Annotated in this window: 16 protein-coding genes; 11 read left to right on the top strand and 5 right to left on the bottom strand. The window is 72.2% G+C overall.

The window, feature by feature from the left end:
- Positions 1-51: 51 nt before the first annotated feature.
- Genes ACTWNK_RS27355 through tkt form a run of 3 tightly spaced genes read right to left on the bottom strand, consistent with a single transcriptional unit; the run spans position 52 to position 4,771 of the window.
- Entirely contained in the window at positions 52-1,668 is a 1,617-nt protein-coding gene (locus ACTWNK_RS27355; protein WP_474307413.1) for a glucose-6-phosphate isomerase, read from the bottom strand.
- Positions 1,668-2,759, bottom strand: coding sequence for a transaldolase (gene tal, locus ACTWNK_RS27350; RefSeq protein ID WP_474307412.1), 1,092 nt, complete (start codon positions 2,757-2,759; stop codon positions 1,668-1,670). The genes ACTWNK_RS27355 and tal overlap by 1 nt, the downstream gene beginning before the upstream one ends.
- Before the next feature lie 5 nt (positions 2,760-2,764).
- Positions 2,765-4,771 (bottom strand): transketolase, encoded by a 2,007-nt coding sequence (gene tkt, locus ACTWNK_RS27345; protein WP_474310995.1) that lies wholly within the window; start codon positions 4,769-4,771, stop codon positions 2,765-2,767.
- Between the two features lie 330 nt (positions 4,772-5,101).
- Here tkt and ACTWNK_RS27340 point away from each other — a divergent pair, with 330 nt between their 5' ends.
- The 7 genes from ACTWNK_RS27340 to ACTWNK_RS27310 all read left to right on the top strand — a co-directional run bounded on the left by ACTWNK_RS27340 (position 5,102) and on the right by ACTWNK_RS27310 (position 12,257).
- Positions 5,102-6,043 (top strand): heme o synthase, encoded by a 942-nt coding sequence (locus ACTWNK_RS27340; protein WP_474307411.1) that lies wholly within the window; start codon positions 5,102-5,104, stop codon positions 6,041-6,043.
- 74 nt (positions 6,044-6,117) lie between these two features.
- Complete coding sequence (gene wecB / locus ACTWNK_RS27335; protein ID WP_474307410.1) at positions 6,118-7,194, top strand: non-hydrolyzing UDP-N-acetylglucosamine 2-epimerase; 1,077 nt, start codon at positions 6,118-6,120, stop codon at positions 7,192-7,194.
- Positions 7,191-8,507 carry a glycosyltransferase family 2 protein gene (locus ACTWNK_RS27330; protein ID WP_474307409.1) on the top strand — a complete coding sequence of 439 codons (1,317 nt, stop codon included), beginning with the start codon at positions 7,191-7,193 and terminating at the stop codon, positions 8,505-8,507. Before wecB ends, ACTWNK_RS27330 begins: the two co-directional genes overlap by 4 nt.
- Positions 8,508-8,582: 75 nt before the next feature.
- Positions 8,583-9,143 carry an RNA polymerase sigma factor gene (locus tag ACTWNK_RS27325; protein WP_474307408.1) on the top strand — a complete coding sequence of 187 codons (561 nt, stop codon included), beginning with the start codon at positions 8,583-8,585 and terminating at the stop codon, positions 9,141-9,143.
- A 31-nt stretch (positions 9,144-9,174) separates the two neighbouring features.
- A complete protein-coding gene (locus ACTWNK_RS27320; protein WP_474307407.1) occupies positions 9,175-10,269 on the top strand; it encodes a sensor histidine kinase in 1,095 nt (364 codons plus the stop codon).
- Positions 10,266-10,895 (top strand): response regulator, encoded by a 630-nt coding sequence (locus tag ACTWNK_RS27315; protein WP_474307406.1) that lies wholly within the window; start codon positions 10,266-10,268, stop codon positions 10,893-10,895. The genes ACTWNK_RS27320 and ACTWNK_RS27315 overlap by 4 nt, the downstream gene beginning before the upstream one ends.
- An 84-nt stretch (positions 10,896-10,979) precedes the next feature.
- A complete protein-coding gene (locus ACTWNK_RS27310) occupies positions 10,980-12,257 on the top strand; it encodes a PrsW family intramembrane metalloprotease (protein ID WP_474307405.1) in 1,278 nt (425 codons plus the stop codon).
- A gap of 1 nt (position 12,258) precedes the next feature.
- On the opposite strand, the gene ACTWNK_RS27305 is transcribed toward ACTWNK_RS27310, so the two are convergent.
- Together ACTWNK_RS27305 and ACTWNK_RS27300 are read right to left on the bottom strand one after the other, a co-directional pair.
- Positions 12,259-12,894, bottom strand: coding sequence for a SanA/YdcF family protein (locus tag ACTWNK_RS27305; RefSeq protein WP_474307404.1), 636 nt, complete (start codon positions 12,892-12,894; stop codon positions 12,259-12,261).
- A gap of 165 nt (positions 12,895-13,059) precedes the next feature.
- Entirely contained in the window at positions 13,060-14,037 is a 978-nt protein-coding gene (locus ACTWNK_RS27300) for a COX15/CtaA family protein (RefSeq protein ID WP_474307403.1), read from the bottom strand.
- 250 nt (positions 14,038-14,287) lie between these two features.
- Here ACTWNK_RS27300 and ACTWNK_RS27295 point away from each other — a divergent pair, with 250 nt between their 5' ends.
- The 4 genes from ACTWNK_RS27295 to ACTWNK_RS27280 are packed head-to-tail and all read left to right on the top strand — an operon-like array spanning position 14,288 to position 17,889.
- Positions 14,288-15,433 carry an NAD(P)/FAD-dependent oxidoreductase gene (locus ACTWNK_RS27295; RefSeq protein WP_474307402.1) on the top strand — a complete coding sequence of 382 codons (1,146 nt, stop codon included), beginning with the start codon at positions 14,288-14,290 and terminating at the stop codon, positions 15,431-15,433.
- On the top strand, positions 15,430-15,678 hold the full coding sequence (locus ACTWNK_RS27290) for a (2Fe-2S)-binding protein (RefSeq protein WP_474307401.1): 249 nt from the start codon (positions 15,430-15,432) through the stop codon (positions 15,676-15,678). Before ACTWNK_RS27295 ends, ACTWNK_RS27290 begins: the two co-directional genes overlap by 4 nt.
- Complete coding sequence (locus tag ACTWNK_RS27285; RefSeq protein ID WP_474307400.1) at positions 15,675-17,003, top strand: FAD-dependent oxidoreductase; 1,329 nt, start codon at positions 15,675-15,677, stop codon at positions 17,001-17,003. The genes ACTWNK_RS27290 and ACTWNK_RS27285 overlap by 4 nt, the downstream gene beginning before the upstream one ends.
- On the top strand, positions 16,996-17,889 hold the full coding sequence (locus tag ACTWNK_RS27280; RefSeq protein WP_474307399.1) for a dihydrodipicolinate synthase family protein: 894 nt from the start codon (positions 16,996-16,998) through the stop codon (positions 17,887-17,889). The genes ACTWNK_RS27285 and ACTWNK_RS27280 overlap by 8 nt, the downstream gene beginning before the upstream one ends.
- Positions 17,890-17,904 lie beyond the last annotated feature (15 nt).

Below are 17,904 nucleotides of genomic sequence, written 5' to 3'. Positions count from 1 at the left end.
CCTCGACCGGCGCGCCAGGCTCAAGACTGTCGAGGTTCACTCCGGTCACCGTCACACCTCCCGTGCGGCTTCGAGCAGCCGCGTGACGCCCGCCACGCGGTCGGTCAGATGCAGGCGTACGGCGGGCCGCCCGCGCTCCACGAGCGCCCCGAAGTCGCCGAGCGCCTGGGCGAGCTGCAGCCCGCCCAGCGTGTAGGACCTGCCGGGAATCTCGACGTCGACCTCGACCACCCCCGTGATCTGCAGGAACACCCCGTTCTGCGGTCCACCCTTGTGGTACTGCCCCGTGGAGTGCAGGAAGCGCGGCCCCCACCCGAACGTGACCGGCCGCTCGGTGCGCACCGCGAGCAGCGCCCGCAGCGTCGCCGGGTCGGCCGCCATCCACGCGTCGGTCATCTCCTCGAACGAGGCGTCCTCGCGCACCGGCGCGTCGAAGGCCGCCTGCCTGTCGAGATAGGCCAGCACGGCGAGGTAACCGTCGTCGGGCACGGCCTCCAGCAGCCAGGTCAGCACGCCGGGCAGGTCCTTGACGCCTTCGGGCAGCGCGCCGTGCACCTCGACGGGCCCGTCGACGAGCACCGGCGCGTCCACGACGACCTCGCCGCCCGCCAGCAGCCTGGCGGTGTTGTTCTTGGACTCGGTGACGTTCGGCTGGTCGAAGGGGTCGACGCCGAGCAGCCTGGCCGCGATCGCGGTGGCGTACTCCCAGATGAGGAACTGGGCGCCGAGCGGCCCGTCGACGCGCACGTCGCCGTCGCCGTCGATGCCCGCGACCAGCTGGTCGGGCGCGTCGGTGCGGTCGGCGCCGACGATCGGCAGCACGCCCCTGCCCTGCTTGCCCGTCGACTCGGCGACGAGCTGCTCGATCCAGTCGGGCAGGCCGTTGATCTCCGACAGCGCGTCGTCGAGCAGCAGCTTGTCCCGCCCGGCCAGGGCCGCGGCGCCGATGGCCGCACCCAGCGCGAGGCCGGGATTGCCCTCATCGCCCGCCAGCAGCGGCGCCACCTCGGCGGCGTCGTCGAGCAGCACGCCCACGTCGGCGCCCGCCAGCGCGCTCGGCACCAGGCCGAACGCCGACAGCGCCGAGTAGCGCCCGCCGACGTTCGGGTCGGCGAGCAGGACGCGATACCCCTTGTCCAGGGCGATCTGCTCCAGCGGCGAGCCGGGGTCGGTGACCACGACGATCCGCTCGGCCGCGTCGATGCCGGCCTCGGTGAAGGCCCGCTCGTAGACGCGGCGGTGGCTGTCGGTCTCGACGGTCGAGCCGCTCTTGCTGGCGATCACCAGGATCGTGCGGTCCAGCCGGTCGGACAGGGCGCGCAGCACCTGGCCCGGGTCGGTGGTGTCCAGCACGGTCAGCGCCAGCTCGGCGGAGTTGACGATGACCTCGGGCGCCAGGGACGAGCCGCCCATCCCGGCCAGCACGACATGGTCGAGGCCCTCGGCGCGGGCCCGTTCGACCAGCTTGCCGATCTCGGGCAGCAGCTCGCGCGAGGTGAGGGGGAGGTTGAGCCAGCCGAGGCGGCGGGCCGCCTCGGCCTCGGCCGCCGGGCCCCACAGCGTGGGGTCGCCCGCGGCGAGCTTGGCGGGCACACCTTCCTGGGTGAGCCCACGGACGGCCGAGGCGGCCAGCTCGGCCACCTCGCCGTCTTCGTAGGTCACATCCATCAGGCGGTCAGCTTCTTCGTGACGCTGTCCAGCAGATCGTTCCAGGAGGCCTCGAACTTCTGCACGCCCTCCTCCTCAAGGGAGTTGACGACGTCGTCGTAGTCGACGCCCGCGTCCTTCAGCGCCGCCATGGTGTTCCAGGCGTCCTCGTAGAACGGCTTGACGGTGTCGCCGGTGATCGCGGCGTGGTCGGCCGTGGCGTCGAGGGTCTTCTCCGGCATCGTGTTGACGGTGTCGGCGGTGACGAGCTGGTCGACGTACATGGTGTCGGAGTAGGCCGGGTCCTTGACGCCGGTCGAGGCCCACAGCGGGCGCTGCGGACGGGCGCCCGCCGCCTTGAGCACGGCCCAGCGGTCGGAGTTCATGATCTCCTCGAACGCCGCGTAGGCCAGGCGGGCGTTGGCGATCGCGGCCTTGCCCTTCAGCTCGGGCCTGCCCAGCTTGTCCAGGCGCTTGTCGATCTCGGAGTCGACGCGGCTGACGAAGAAGGAGGCGACGGACTCGATCGAGGCCAGGTCGAGGCCGTTGGCCTTGGCCTGCTCAAGGCCGCTCAGCCAGGCGTCGATGACCGCGCGGTAGCGCTCCAGGGAGAAGATCAGCGTGACGTTGACGCTGATGCCCTCGGAGATCGCCTGCGTGATCGCGGGCAGGCCCTCCAGCGTGGCCGGGATCTTGATCAGCAGGTTGGGCCTGTCGACCAGCCACCACAGCGCACGCGCCTCGGCGACCGTCTTGTCGGTGTCGCGGGCCAGCCGCGGGTCCACCTCAAGGGACACGCGCCCGTCGACGTGACCGGTGGCGTCGTAGACCGGGCGCAGCACGTCGGCCGCCCACCGGATGTCGTAGGCGGTCAGCGCCCGCACCGCCTCGTCGACGCTCACCCCGCGCAGCGCCAGGTCGCGCAGCTGGGTGTCGTAGGCGTCGCCCTTGCCCAGCGCACCCTGGAAGATCGTCGGGTTGGAGGTGACCCCCACGACGTTCTTCTCGCGGATGAGCTGCTCCAGGTTGCCGGTGCGCAGGCGCTCGCGGCTGATGTCGTCGAGCCAGATCGAAACGCCGGCTGCGGACAGCTTCTTCAGGTTCTCGCTCATCTTCTTCACTTCTCCGTCGTCTTGGCGAGGCTGGCCTTCGCGGCCGCCGCCACGTGCTCGGCGGTGAGGCCGAACTGCTCATAAAGCGTCTTGTACGGTGCGGAGGCGCCGAAGTGCTCGAGACTCACGATCTCCCCCGCGTCTCCCACGAACTCGCGCCAGCCGAGGCCGATTCCCGCCTCGACCGCGACACGCGCCTTGATCGCAGGCGGCAGGACGGAGTGCCGGTAGCCCTCCTCCTGCGCCTGGAACCACTCCACGCTCGGCATCGACACCACACGCGCCGCGATGCCCTCGCCCTCCAGGATCTCGCGCGCCCCCACGGCCAGCTCGACCTCGCTGCCGGTCGCGATGAGGATCACCTGGGGCACCCCCGAGCCGGCCTCCTGCAGCACGTAGCCGCCCTTGGCCACGCCCTCGGGATTGGCCGGGTACACCGGCAGGTTCTGCCGCGTCAGCGCCAGCGCCGCCGGCCTGTCGGTGTGCTCCAGCACGGTCTTCCACGCCGCCACCGTCTCGTTGGCGTCGGCGGGCCGCACCACGTCGAGCCCGGGGATCGCGCGCAGCGCCCACAGGTGCTCGACCGGCTGGTGCGTGGGCCCGTCCTCGCCCAGGCCGATGGAGTCGTGCGTCCACACATAGGTGACGGGCAGCTTCATCAGCGCCGCCAGCCGTACGGCGGGCCGCATGTAGTCGGAGAAGACCAGGAACGTGCCGCCGTAGGGCCGGGTGCCGCCGTGCAGGGCGATGCCGTTGAGGATGGCGCCCATGCCGTGCTCGCGGATGCCGAAGTGCAGCGTGCGGCCGTAGCGGTGACCCGGGAACTCCTTGGTCTGGTACTCCTCGGGGATGAAGGAGGGCTCGCCCTTCATCGTGGTGTTGTTGGACTCGGCCAGGTCGGCCGAGCCGCCCCACAGCTCGGGCAGCACCCGCGACAGCGAGTTGAGCACCTCGCCCGACGCCTTGCGGGTCGCGACCGAGGAGCCCGCCTCGAACTCGGGCAGCGCGCTCGTCCAGTCGGCGGGCAGCTCGCGCGCGGAGATGCGGTCGAACTCGGCCGCGCGCTCCTCGTTGGCCAGCCGCCAGCTGGCATAGGCCTTGTCCCACTCGGCGCGGGCCTCACGGCCGCGGGCGACGACCTCGCGGGCGTGCTGGAGGACCTGCTCGGGCACGTCGAAGCTCTTGTCGGGGTCCTGGCCGAGCACGCGCTTGGTCGCGGCGACCTCGTCGGCGCCCAGGGCCGAGCCGTGGATCTTGCCGGTGTTCTGCTTGTTCGGCGCGGGCCAGCCGATGATCGTGCGCAGCCGGATGAACGACGGCCTGTCGGTCGTGGCCCTGGCCGCCTCCAGCGCCTGGTGCAGCGCCTGGACGTCCTCGACGTAGTCGCCGGTCTGGGTCCAGTCGACGACCGCGGTGTGCCAGCCGTAGGCCTCGTAGCGCGCGACGACGTCCTCCGACAGCGCGATCTGGGTGTCGTCCTCGATCGAGATGTGGTTGGAGTCGAACAGCACGGTCAGGTTGCCGAGCTTCTGGTGGGCGGCCAGCGCGGCGACCTCGTGGTTGATGCCCTCCTCGATGTCGCCTTCGGAGGCGATGCACCAGATGTGGTGGTCGAAGGGCGAGGCGCCGGGCGCCGCGTCGGGGTCGAACAGGCCGCGCTCGCGGCGGGCGGCCATCGCCATGCCGACCGCGTTGCCGACGCCCTGGCCCAGCGGGCCCGTCGTCGTCTCCACGCCCCTGGTGTGGCCGTGCTCGGGGTGGCCCGGCGTCAGGCTGTTCCACTGACGCAGGTCCTTGATGTCGTCAAGGGTCAGGCCGTAGCCGGAGAGGTAGAGCTGGATGTAGAGCGTCAGGCTGGAGTGACCGGGGGAGAGCACGAAGCGGTCGCGACCGGCCCACGTCGGGTCGGAGGGGTCGTGGCGCATCGTGTGCTGGAAAAGCAGGTAGGCGGCGGGCGCCAGGCTCATGGCGGTGCCGGGGTGGCCCGATCCCGCCTTCTCCACCGCGTCCATGGCCAGGGCCCGCACGACGTCAACCGCCTGCCGGTCCAGGTCGTTCCATTCAAGGGCTGGCACGAGTTCGCTGCTCAAGTGCTCTGTCTCCGGATCTCGTTGTGTATGGTGACGCCGGTCTGGCGTTTTTTCCCGCCAACACCGGACCCTAACGGGTTGTTCCGCTACCCCGTGGTAGCCGGGCCCCCAGATGGCTTGTGCCCCCTGTGGCCGGACCGCCCACCCCTGCGACTACAGTTTGTTTGTTCGCAGTGACGTCCGGGGTAATGAGAGGCGTCCACGGATCCAATCACGAGGTTACGCGTTGACTCCGCACGTGCTGGAAGCGCCTTGACGGTGCTCACCAACAAGCAGGCGACGGCCGCAGCAGCCGACGACATGCCGCGCACCTTCGGCGCCGTCGTCAAGGCCTACGTCGCGCTCACCAAGCCGCGTGTCATCGAGCTGCTGCTGATCACGACGCTGCCGGTGATGTTCCTGGCCGCCGGGGGCCTGCCCGATCTGTGGACCTCGATCTCGGTGATGGTCTTCGGCACCCTGTCGGCGGGCAGCGCCAACGCGCTCAACTGCTACATCGACCGCGACATCGACGTGAAGATGCGCCGCACCCGCAAGCGCCCGCTGGCCCGCCACCAGGTGACGCCGCGCAACGCGCTGATCTTCGGCATCGTGCTCGGCGTGCTGTCGACGGCCGGGCTGTGGCTGACCACCAACTGGCTGGCCGCCGTGCTGTCGACGGCGGCGATCCTGTTCTACATTTTCGTGTACTCGATGTTCCTCAAGCGCCGCACCTCGCAGAACATCGTGTGGGGCGGCCTGGCCGGGTGCATGCCGGTGGTGATCGGCTGGGCGGGCATCACCGGTCGCCTGGACTGGGCGCCGCTGGTGCTGTTCGGCGTGGTGTTCTTCTGGACGCCACCGCACACCTGGACGCTGGCCATGCGCTACAAGGACGACTACGCGGCGGCGGAGATCCCGATGCTGCCCGTGGTCGCGACCGAGGCCGAGGTCGTGCGTCAGTCGATCCTCTACACCTGGGCCACCGTGGCGTGCTCGCTGCTGCTGTGGCCGGTGGCGGGCACCACGCTGCTCTACCCGGTGGTCGCCGCCGTGCTGGGCGTCGCGTGCCTGGTCGAGGTCTACCGGCTGCGGGGCAGGCTGAAGGCGGGCAAGACCGGCGTCGACCTGCGTCCCATGCGCTTCTTCCACTGGTCCAACGCCTACCTGGCGCTGCTTTTCCTCGCCGTCGCCGTCGACGCGTTGCTGGTGTGACCGCTATCACCGTATGAAACGGGGCATCTCGCCCCTCCCCATGGACGACACCGTTCGTTCAGTCGGAGGAAGAGATGCACGTCGCTGTGGTGCTCGGCACCAGGCCGGAGATCGTCAAGCTGGCTCCAGTGATCAAGGAGTTCGGCGACAGGGGGATCCCCGTACGGATCTACCACACCGGCCAGCACCATGACGACGGCATGTCGGCGGGCTTCTTCGCCGAGTACGGCCTGGCCGAGCCGATCACCCTGCACGGCGTGGCGGGCCGCCCGCGCGCGGTGCAGATCGGCCTGGCGCTGACCCAGCTCGACGCCTTGTTCGAGGCCGACCCGCCCGAGGTCGTGATCGTCCAGGGCGACACCAACGCCACCCTCGCCGGAGCCCTGGCCGCCAACGCCAGGGACATCGCGCTGGTGCACGTCGAGGCCGGGCTGCGCAGCCGCGACCGGGCCATGCCCGAGGAGCACAACAGGATCCTGGTCGACCACCTGGCCGACGTGCTGTGCGCGGCCACCGGCCACAACGCCGACAACCTCGCCGCCGAGGGCATCGCGCCCGAACGCGTCGTGGTGACGGGCAACACGGTCGTCGAGGCCGTCACCGGCAGGCTGCCGCTGATGTCGGCCAGGCTGGCCGAACTCGACCGGCTCGGCCTGACCCCCGACGGCTACGTGCTGGCCACCGTGCACCGGCCGGAGAACACCGACGACCCCGCCGTGCTCGGCCGCATCCTGGCCGAGTTGCGCGCGCTCCCGCTGCCCGTCGTACTGGCCCTGCATCCGCGCACGCGCAAGGCGCTGCGGCGGCGGCAGGAGTCGCTGGAGGGCCTCGTCGTCACCGAGCCGCTGAGCCATGCCAGGTTCCTCTCGCTGGCCAGGCACGCGGCGCTGCTGGTCTCGGACTCGGGCGGCGTGCAGGAGGAGGTCACGGTGCTCAAGCGCCCGCTGGCCGTCGTCCGCCGTTCCACCGAGCGCCCCGAGTCGATGGAGCACTTCGCCAGGCTCGTCACGCCCTCGCGCATCGGCGAGGCGGCACGCGAGCTGATCGGCCGCGACCTGCTGGAGGTGGCCTCGCCGTACGGGGACGGGCTCGCGGCCAGGCGGGTGGCCGACGTCGCACAGGCCTACCTGGAGCGAGCGGCGGCGGCATGAGCGGGTATCTCGCGGCGGCGCTGGTGGCGTCGCTGCTGCTCAGCGGGCTGTTCCTGGTCGTGCTGCTGGTGCTGCTGGCCACGTTCGGGCGGGTGGGGCGCGTCAGGCTCGGCGATCCGGCGCCGCTGGAGTGGCATCTGCTGGTGCCGTGCCGGGACGAGGAGGCGGTGATCGGCCACACGATCGCCTATCTGCGCGCGGCGCTGCCGCAGGCACACGTGTGGGTGGTCGACGACGACTCCGGCGACCGCACGGCCGGCATCGCCGCCTCGCACGCCGAGCGCGACCCCCTCGTGCACCTGGTACGCAGGCGGCTGCCCGACGCCAGGACCGGCAAGTCGGGCGCGCTGAACGCCGCCTACCACGCGCTGCTCGACTGGCGTGGGGGCCGCGACCCGGGCAACGTCGTCGTGGGCGTGTTCGACGCCGACGGGCGACCGGCGCCCAACTGTCTCGAAGTGCTGGCCGCGATACTCGGCGACCCGGCGGTCGACGCGGTGCAGATCGAGGTGCGCATGGTCAACAGGGACGAGCGCAGGCCGCGCCCCGGGTCGGGACGGGCACGCAACCTCTACGCCCGCACGCTGGTGCGCATGCAGGACATCGAGTTCCGCGCGCCCGTCGCCGCCCTGCAGAGCCTGCGGCGCGGCACGGCCAGCATCGCGCTCGGCGGCAACGGCCAGTTCGCCAGGCTGAACGCCCTCGCGGCCGTGGACGAGGGCGAAGGCCCCTGGCGCGGCTCGCTGCTGGAGGACTTCGAGCTCGGCCTGCACCTGCTGCTGGCCGGGATGCGCACGGCGTTCACCCGGGCCACGTTCGTCGAGCAGGAGGGCCTGTACGACACCCGCCGCCTGCTGGTGCAGCGCACCCGGTGGGCGCAGGGCAACATGGAGTGCGCCGCCTACCTGCCGCGGGTGTGGCGGCTGCTGCCGTTCAGGTCGGCGAGTGAGATCACCTACACGCTGATGCAGCCGTGGCTGCACATCGTGGCCAGCTTCGTCTACCCGGTGCCGATCGCCCTGCTGGCCGCCGGTCAGAGCACGCTGGGGCTGTGGTCGCTGACCTCGCTCATGGCCTTCGGCGTGGCGCCGTTCGCGCTGTGGGGGCCCAGGTACCGTCGGCTGGTGCTCACGGGGGAGTCGTGGTGGCGCGGTGTGGGCTGGGGGCTGGCCTACCCGTTGTACCTGGCGGCCTTCTACGTGACGGCCTGGCGTGCCTTCTACCGGCTGCTGCGACGGCGCGGGGGCTGGGCCAAGACCCGGCGCAACGCCGAGCTCACCGCGGGCGGCCAGCAGGTGGCCCTGGAGGCCTGAACAGGCGACATCCGTCCACACGGTGTCGACACGCGTCCACAGAGCGGGCCCGCGGGCGTTCCTAGCTTCGGGGCCATGAGCGAGAGGAGCGGGCAGCAGGAGGAGTCGCGCGACGCGCTGCTGTGCGAGCAGGCGCGTCAGGGCCGGGGTGAGGCGTTCGAGCGGTTGTGGCTGCTGCACCACGACAGGGTGCTGGCGGTGGCCCGCCGTATCTGCGACCCGCACGGCACCGACGCCGAGGCAGCGGCCGGAGAGGTGTTCGTCGGCCTGTGGCGCGCGCTGCGCGAGGGCGGCGGGCCGCGCCAGTCGGTCGCCGCCTACCTGGCGGTCTCGGCCAGGCGCGCCGCCGTCGCCGAGGTCGACAGGACGCGCCGGGCCGACGCCGCCGAGGCCACCTGGGGCGCCGACCGCAGCCTGCACGCCGCCGGGGACGCCGCCACACCCGCGCACGAGCGGGCCGTGACCGCCTGGAGCCGCCTGCCCGACCGCACCAGGCTCGCCGTACGCTGGCGCGAGGTCGAAGGGCGGGGGCACGCCGAGATCGCCACGAGGCTCGGTATCAGCGAGGGCGCCGCCGCCGCGCTGCTGCACAGAGGCAGGCTGCGACTGCGCCAGGAGTACCAGCGCGTAGGCTGACCCGAGGGAGTCGCATCGAATCGGGGGGTTCGTGGCCGGTCGCCTGCCCAGGCAGTGGGCGCTCGACCTGGGGCTCGCGGCGACGCTGGCCGTCTACACGGTCGCGGCCGCGCGCACCCAGTGGCGTGCTGTGCTTCCCGGCCTCGACCAGGACGGCGCACTCGTCGTCGTGCTGGCCACGGCCGTGTGTTTCGCCTTCCGCAGGAAGCTCGGGCCGCTGCTGATCCCGGTCGGGCTGCTGTGCTTCGCCGCGACGGGGGAGCCGATCCCGCTGGCGTTCGCCTGTTACAGCCTCACCTCGATCTTCGACTCGCCTGGGCGCGGCTGGATCGTGCTGGCCGGTGCGGGGTTCGTCGTCGTCGACTGCCTGGCCGGAGGGTGGGGCTGGGTGGTGTTCGCGGTGGTCAGGATGGCGGCGCTGGTGCTGATCCCGGCCTGGGTCGGCGCCCAGGTGCACGCCTACGGCAAGGCCACGCGGCTGCTGGCCCTGGAGGCACAGCAACGGGCGGCGGTGGCGGCGCAGGTGGAACGTGCCAAGATCTCCAAGGACCTGCACGACACGGTCGCACGCCAGGTCACGCTCACCGTGCTCGCCGCGGGCGTCCTGGAGGCGGGCGCCCCCGACGAGCAGGTGCGCGAGCAGGCCGTCGTGGTGCAGGAGCGGGCCCAGCACGCCCTCGCCAGCGTGCACGAGTGGGGCAGGGTGCTGCGCTCGCCCAATCCGCACCTCATCGCGCGCGAGGCGGGCGACATCGACGGCATCGACCTGCTGGCCTGCTGGTTCCGCTCGGTCGGCACACCGGTCGAGCTGCGCATGGACGAGGGCCTGCGGCGGCTGCCGCCTGACGTGCAGCTCCTGGTGCACCGCATCGCGGGCGAGGGCCTCACCAACGCGGCCAAGCACGCGCCGGGCGCGGGCGTGAGCGTGGAGGTACGTCTGGACGGCGGCGACGTCGTCGTCGAGGTGACCAACGAGCTGGCCGGGCCGGGTGCGCCGGGCACGGGCTACGGTCTGATCGAACTGGCCGAGCGCACGGCGGCCCTCGGCGGCGAGCTGGCGGCGGGCCCGACGCCCGGCGGCTGGTTCGTGCTCACCGCGAGGGTGCCCGTACGGGGCCCGGCATGATCAGGGTGCTGGTCGTCGACGACGATCCGCTGGTACGGGCGGGCCTGGGCGCGATCCTGGCGAGCGCGCCCGGCATCGAGGTGGTGGGGGAGGCCGCCGACGGCGGTCAGGGGGTCTCGCGCGCCCGGCTGCTGGCCCCCGACGTGGTGCTGCTCGACCTGGCGATGCCGGTGATGGGCGGCCTCGACGCGCTGCCCAGGCTGCGCGCGCTGCGGCCGCGTCCCCGTGTGCTCGTGCTCACCGCGCACGGCGACGAGATCAGCTTCGAGGAGGCCATGCGCTCGGGCGCCGACGGCTTCATGCTCAAGGCCAACCGGCCGGGCGTGCTCATCGAGGCGATCGAGACGGTCGGCAGGGGCGACCCGGTGGTGGCGCCGACGCTGCTGCGCTCGATGATCGACAGGGTCGTCCGCACGCCCGCGCCGCCCGACGGGCTGGAGCGGCTCAGCGAGCGCGAACGCGAGATCCTCGCCTGCCTCGGCAGGGGGATGGCCAATGCCGAGATCGCGGGCGCGCTGCATCTGGCGGGCTCGACCGTGCGGACCTACGTCTCGCGCGTTCTGGACAAACTGCGCCTGGACAACAGGACGCAGGCGGCCCTGCTCGCCGCCCGTCTGGGGTTGTGAGGCAGGCCCTGGGTGAAAGCGCTTTCCGATCAAGTCGCGGCAGCTCAGAGGGACAGCTGACAGCTGATCGGTTACAGTCACCCTATGAGTTCCCGTGATGCACGCTGGGTGTTCAAGGACCGCCCGTCCGTAGCGTTGATCGTAGGGCTCGTCCTCGCCGGCATATGCGCGCTCGTCTCCTTCTCCTTCGACGTGCTCAACGGCGCTCCCGTCCAGTTCTTCATCTCCCTGGCCCTCGCGCTCGCGCCGGTGCCCCTGCTGCTGGCCGCCGTGCTCGCCCTCGACCGGATGGAGCCGGAGCCGCGCAGCAACCTGATCTTCGCCTTCGCGTGGGGCGCGGGCATCGCCGTGCTCGTCGCGGGCATCATCAACTCCCTCAACCTGCACTACATCATCGACACCGCGGGCCTTTCGCCGGGCAACGCGCGCAACATCGCGGCGACCTTCGGCGCGCCCGTGGTCGAGGAGACGCTCAAGGGCCTGGTGCTGCTCGGGCTGCTGCGCTTCCGCCGTGCCGAGCTCGACGGGCCGACCGACGGCATCATCTACGCCAGCATGGTCGGCCTCGGCTTCGCGATGAGCGAGAACGTCAGCTACTACATCTCCGCCTTCGGCACCCAGGGCGCGCAGGGGCTCGCGGTCACGGTCGTGCTGCGCGGCATCCTGACGCCGTTCGCGCACCCGCTGTTCACCTCGATGATCGGCATCGCGGTCGCCTACGCCGCCAGGCGCACCGGCCCCGAGCGGGTGTTCATCATCCTGGCCGGATGGATCGGCGCGATGGTCCTGCACGGGATGTGGAACGGTCTCGCCTCCTACGGGGGCTTCCCCGGCCTGGTCGTGGCCTACCTGGTGCTGCTGGTCGTGCTGTTCGCGCTCATCGGCGTGGTGGTGCGCGACAGGCGGCGCATCGTGGCGCTGATCCAGCTCTACCTGCCCGCCTACGAGCCGACCCGGCTGGTCAACGAGGCCGACATCTACATGCTGTCGGCGCTCTCCCGGCGGCGTCAGGCCCGCCAGTGGGCCAAGGCGCACGGCGGCAGGGCCGGGCTGCGCGCGATGAGCGACTACCAGCTCGCCGCCACCGAGCTCGGCCTGCTGCACGAGCGCGGCGCCACCCGGCTGGTCGACGAGACGACCTTCCACGAGGAGCAGCGGGCGCTGCTGGAGTGCATGAGCGCGGCCAGGTCCGACTTCCCGATCCCCGAGCGCCACGCCGCCGCCGCGGCCAAGGGCACCCCGCCTCCCGGCTACGCGCCGGGCGCACCGGATTCGCACCACCCGAGCTCGCACGCCCAGGGCGAACGGCACTTCGGCACGGGCTCCTCCTCCGGCTACGGCCAGGGCTGGCCTGCCCAGTAGGTTATCCGTCCCTGGCGGGCACGGCGGTCAGCGAGGTCTCGGGCGGCCCGGGGAAGCGCGGGTCCGAGCGCAGCACCAGGGCGTCGAGCACGGCCTTGCCCGTCGCGGCGAACTCCCTGGCCGCATAGACGTAGGTCGGGCCCGGCCATCTGCGGGCCGAGTCGTCGCCCACGCCGAAGGTCGTCAGGCCCGCCGTACGGCACAAGGCCACCGCTCGTGGCAGGTGGAAGAGCTGGGTGACGACGGTGATGTGCGTGGCGCCGAACACCTTTTTCGCCCGGACACAGGAGTCCCAGGTGTCGAAGCCCGCGTAGTCGAGCACGATGCGCCCGGAGGGCACACCCTTGGCCAGCAGGTAGTCGCGCATGGCGGTCGGCTCGTCGTACTCGCGCCTGCTGTTGTCGCCCGACAGCAGCAGGGCGCCGACCCGGCCGGAGGCCAGCAGGTCGGCGGCCAGGTCGAGCCGTCTGGCCAGCATCGGCGACGGCCTTCCGCCCATCAGCCCGGCCCCCAGGACGAGCGCCGCCTCGGCGACGGGCACCTCGGCCGTCCAGGCCCGCTCGCCCGGCTCACCGGCGACCAGCCGATGCCCCGCGCTGTCCAGATGCGCCCAGGTGAGCGGTGCGACGGCGAGCACGCTGAGCAGGACGAGCCCCTGGAAGGCCCGGCGCGCCGTCGCCCGAGTGGGGCGGACAAATGCTGACAGAACGCAACTCCTGTCGGTGGGGGAGTGGCCGACCAATCACCACATAGCGTGACATAGCGCCGGGCAGGCCGGGAAGGACCCCGGTGGGGGAGGGGGTCAGACCGCGGCGGCGTCGAGGTTCGCGCGCGACGCCTCGGCGGCCGTGGCGGCGTCCGGGGTACGCGTGCGCAGGGCGCTCACCGCACGCAGGGTGGCGATCCAGACCAGCGTCGCACCGAAGACGTGCAGCCCCACCAGGAAGGCGGGCACGGCCAGGAAGTACTGCACGTAGCCGATCACCCCCTGGGCCAGCTCCACCACCAGCAGCCCCAGCGCCGCCCGCTTGGCCGCTCTCGGCGCGCCGCTCACGTGCAGGGCGAACAGCAGGGCGAACGTCAGCCCCACCACCACGTACACCACGTCGGCGTGCGCACGGGCGACGGTCTCGATGTCGAACGGGAAGCGCGAGGCCAGGTCGTCGCCCGAGTGCGGCCCGGTGCCGGTGACGATGACGCCCGCGACCAGCAGCAGGGCGACGGCCGCGACCAGCACGTGCCCGAGCCTGCGGATGTCGCGGTGCACCAGCGAGCGCACCGGCCCGTCGCTCTCCCCGGCCCTGGCGTAGAGCGCCCACGACCCGGCGATGAGGCCGATCGAGATGAGGAAGTGCACACTGACCGTGACCGGGTTGAGCATGGTCCGCACGACCAGCCCGCCCCACAGCGCCTGCGCGGCGACGCCGACCGGCTGGATCCAGGCCAGCCTGACCAGCGAGGCCCGGCGCGGCACCATGCGCATCGCGGCGACGACGCATCCGACGCCGACGGCCAGCACCAGGAAGGTGAGCAGCCTGTTGCCGAACTCCACGGCCATGTTGACCCACGAGATGCCGTCGTGCGCGGTGGGCAGCAGGCTCTCGGGCGTGCATCGGGGCCAGGTCGGGCAGCCGAGCCCCGACTTGGTGACGCGCACGGCCGCGCCCGTGACGGTGATCCCCGCGTTGACCACGACGGCCGCCATCGCCCAGTGGCGCATCGAGCGCGGTGCAGGCGTCCAGAACGACCGGTAGAAGGCGGTCAGCGCATTGGATTTCACGCCCTTCATGGTAGGCGGAGGGGGGTGCGGTCCCGTCGGCAGGCCGCACGCGGGTCATAGCGCCGGGTTATGGCCCACGGCGTACGGGCGCAGGTGGGGGTGGATCGGGGCCGGGGATCGGTCATAATGCACTGTGATATGTCATATGCAACACCCTTCCGATGAGGTGCTCGCGATCTGGGTAGTGATGAACGGGTCAGCCGCTTTCGCTGGATTGAAATATGTGACATATTACTGAGAGGAGGTGGAGATGCCCGACGTCATCGTGATCGGCGCCGGAGTGGTCGGCGCGGCCTGCGCGTACTACGCGGCGCGGGCCGGACTGGACGTGGCCGTGCTGGAGCGGGGATCGGTCGCGGGCGGCACCACCGGCGCGGGCGAGGGCAACATCCTCGTCTCGGACAAGGAGCCGGGCCCCGAGCTCGACCTGGCCCTGCTCTCCAACCGCCTCTGGCGTGAGCTCGCCGCGCACGGCGACGGCTTCGAGTTCGAGGCCAAGGGCGGCCTGGTGGTCGCCGAGACGCCCGAGGTGGGCGAACGGCTGCTCGCACTGGCCCGTGAGCAGGGCGTCGAGCACACCGAGGTGCCGGGACCGGCCCTGCACGGCTACGAACCACATCTGGCGCAAGGGCTGGCGGGCGGCGTCTTCTACCCGCAGGACGCCCAGGTCCAGCCCATGCTCGCCGCCGCCGAACTGCTGCGCCTCGGCGCCGAGCAGTACGGCCACGGCGCCCTGCACGTGCGGACCGGCGTGAGCGTGACCGGGTTCCTGCGCGGCGGCGGGCGCGTCACGGGCGTGCGCACCTCCGAGGGCGACATCCTGGCCGGTGCGGTCGTCAACGCGGCGGGCACGTGGGGCGGCGAGGTCGCGGCGCTGGCCGGGGTGCACCTGCCGATCCTGCCCAGGCGCGGCTTCATCCTGGTCACCGAGCCGCTGCGCGAGCCGCTGATCAGGCACAAGGTGTACACGGCGGCCTATGTCACGAATGTGGCCAGCGACAACGAGGGCCTGGAGACATCGGCCGTCGTCGAGGGCACCCCGGCAGGCCCCGTGCTCATCGGGGCCAGCAGGGAGCGCGTCGGCTTCGACAGGCGGATGTCGCTGCCCGTGCTCAGCCTGCTGGCCGCGCAGGCGAGCGCGCTGTTCCCCGTGCTGCGGGACGTGCGGGCGATCAGGGCGTACTGCGGCTTCCGGCCCTACTGTCCCGACCATCTGCCGGTCGTCGGCGCCGATCCGCGTGCGCCGGGCCTCTACCACGCCTGCGGGCACGAGGGCGCGGGCATCGGCCTCGCGCCCGCGACCGGGTACCTCCTCGCCCAGCTGCTGGCCGAGACCAAGCCCGACCTCGACCTGCATGCCTTCAGGGCCGACCGTTTCACCGAGGAGGCGTCGTGAGCCCCACCTTCGAGATCACCGTGGACGGCAGGCCGATCCCCGTGCTGCCGGGCCAGACGCTGGGCGCCGCGATGCACGCCGCCGGGATCAGGGCATGGCGCACGACGAGGATCGGCGGCAGGCCGCGCGGACTGTTCTGCGGGATCGGCGTGTGCTTCGACTGCCTGGTCACCGTCAACGGCGCACGCGAGCAGCGCGCCTGCCTGCTGCCCGCGCTCGCGGGGGACGAGGTGAGCACCTCGTGAACGACCTCGCCGTCATCGGCGGCGGTCCCGCCGGGGTCGCGGGCGCGCTGGCCGCCTGCCAGGCCGGACTGCGCGTGGTGCTGGTCGACTCCGGCCACCGCCTCGGCGGGCAGTACTTCAGGCACGGCGCCGACGCCGCCTCACCCGGCAGGCGCACGCCCGGCTTCGCCAGGTTCCAGCGGCAGTGCGACGTCCTGCGGGCACGCGCCGACCTGCGCCTGGGCCACCGCGTGTGGTCGGCCGAACGGCACGGCGACGGCTTCGTCGTGCACGCGCTCGCGGGAGACAGGGACGAACGGCCGGTCAGGATCGAGGCCCGCGCCCTGCTGGTGGCCACCGGGGCCCACGACCGGCCGCTGCCCTTCCCCGGCTGGGACCTGCCTGGCGTGCTCACGGCCGGAGGCGCCCAGGCCCTGCTCAAGGGCAACGGCGTCGTCGCGGGAGGCCGGATCGTGGTCGCGGGCACCGGACCCTTCCTGCTGCCGGTCGCGGCCGGTCTGGCCGAGGCCGGAGCGCAGGTGCTGGGCGTCTTCGAGGCCAACGGCAGACTCGGCCTGGCCGCGCACCCGCTGCTCGCGAGCGCCAAGGCGGGCGAGGCCGCGGGATACGCCTGGCGGCTGGCCAGGCACCGCGTGCCGTACCACGGCAGGCAGGCGGTGATCGCGGCGCACGGCGAGCGGGAGCTGACCCACGTCACGGTCGCCACGCTCGACCGCGACTGGCGGCCGGTGCGCACCCGCACGATCGCGTGCGACACGCTCGCGGCCGGGTTCGGCTTCACCCCCCAGCTCGACCTGCTCGTGCAGCTCGGCTGCGGCACGGCGGCCGACGCCGACGCGAGTCCTGTCGTCACGGTCGACGAGGGCCAGCGCACCGACGTCGAAGGCGTCTACGCGGCGGGCGAGTCGACCGGTGTGGGCGGCGCGCAACTGGCCGAGCTCGAAGGCCGGATCGCCGGGCTGACGGTCGCCGGCCTGCCGGTCGCGGCCGAGCTGGTGCGCAGGCGGGCCAGGCTCAGCAGGTTCGCCCAGGCGCTGCACCGGGCCTACCCGGTCAGGGACGGCTGGCAGGACTGGCTGAGCGCCGACACCCTCGTGTGCCGCTGCGAGGAGGTGCCGCTGTCGAAGGTACGCCAGGCCCAGGCGCTCGGCGCCGACGACGCGCGTGCGGTGAAGCTTCTGGCCAGGCCCGGTATGGGCTGGTGCCAGGGCCGGATGTGCGGCTACGCCGTCTCCTGCCTCGCCGGTGAGCGGCCCCAGGCTCCCCGGCGCCCCCTTGCCCAGCCGATCACCCTCGGCTCACTTGAGAGGATCTCCCATGACTGATCGCGCCAAGCCCTGGCACGGCGTCCTCGTCGCCACGCCGCTCCCCCTGCGCGAGGACCTGTCGGTCGACTTCGACGGGTTCGCCGAGCACTGCCGCTGGCTGGTGGCCAACGGCTGCGACGGCGTGGTGCCCAACGGGTCGCTGGGGGAGTACCAGACGCTGACCGACGACGAGCGCGCCCAGGTCGTGCGCACCGCGGTCGAGGCCGTCGGCGGTGCGAACGTGATGCCGGGCGTGGCCGCCTACGGCTCGGCCGAGTCGCGGCGTTGGGCCGAGCAGGCCAAGGAGGCCGGGTGCCAGGCGGTGATGCTGCTGCCGCCCAACGCCTACCGCGCCGACGAGCGCATCGTGGTCGAGCACTACCGTGAGGTGGCGCGGGCCGGACTGCCGATCGTCGCCTACAACAACCCCTACGACACCAAGGTCGACCTGACGCCCGCCCTGCTGGCCAGGCTGCACGAGGAGGGGCTGATCGTCGGCGTCAAGGAGTTCACCGGGGACGTGCGGCGGGCCTACGAGATCGCCGAGCTCGCACCTGGCCTGGACGTGCTCATCGGCTCCGACGACGTGCTGGTGGAGCTGGCGCTGGCCGGGGCCGTCGGCTGGATCGCGGGCTACCCCAACGCGGTGCCGCGCTCGTGCGTCGCGCTCTACCGCGCCGCCCTGGCCGGTGACCTGGAGACGGCCATGCCGTTGTACCGCACCTTGCACCCGCTGCTGCGCTGGGACTCCAAGACCGAGTTCGTCCAGTCGATCAAGCTGTCCATGGACCTCGCCGGACGGCGCGGCGGCCCCTGCCGTCCGCCGCGGCTGCCCCTGGTGCCCGAGCAGGAGGCCGCCGTCCGGCGTGACACCGAGAAGGTGCTCGCCGAAGGCCTGCGCTGACATCCTTGAACGCCG

The organism is Nonomuraea sp. IBHARD001, assembly GCF_056106265.1.
Note: the sequence above shows the minus strand (reverse complement) of the source record. Positions and strands in the feature narration are given on the sequence as shown.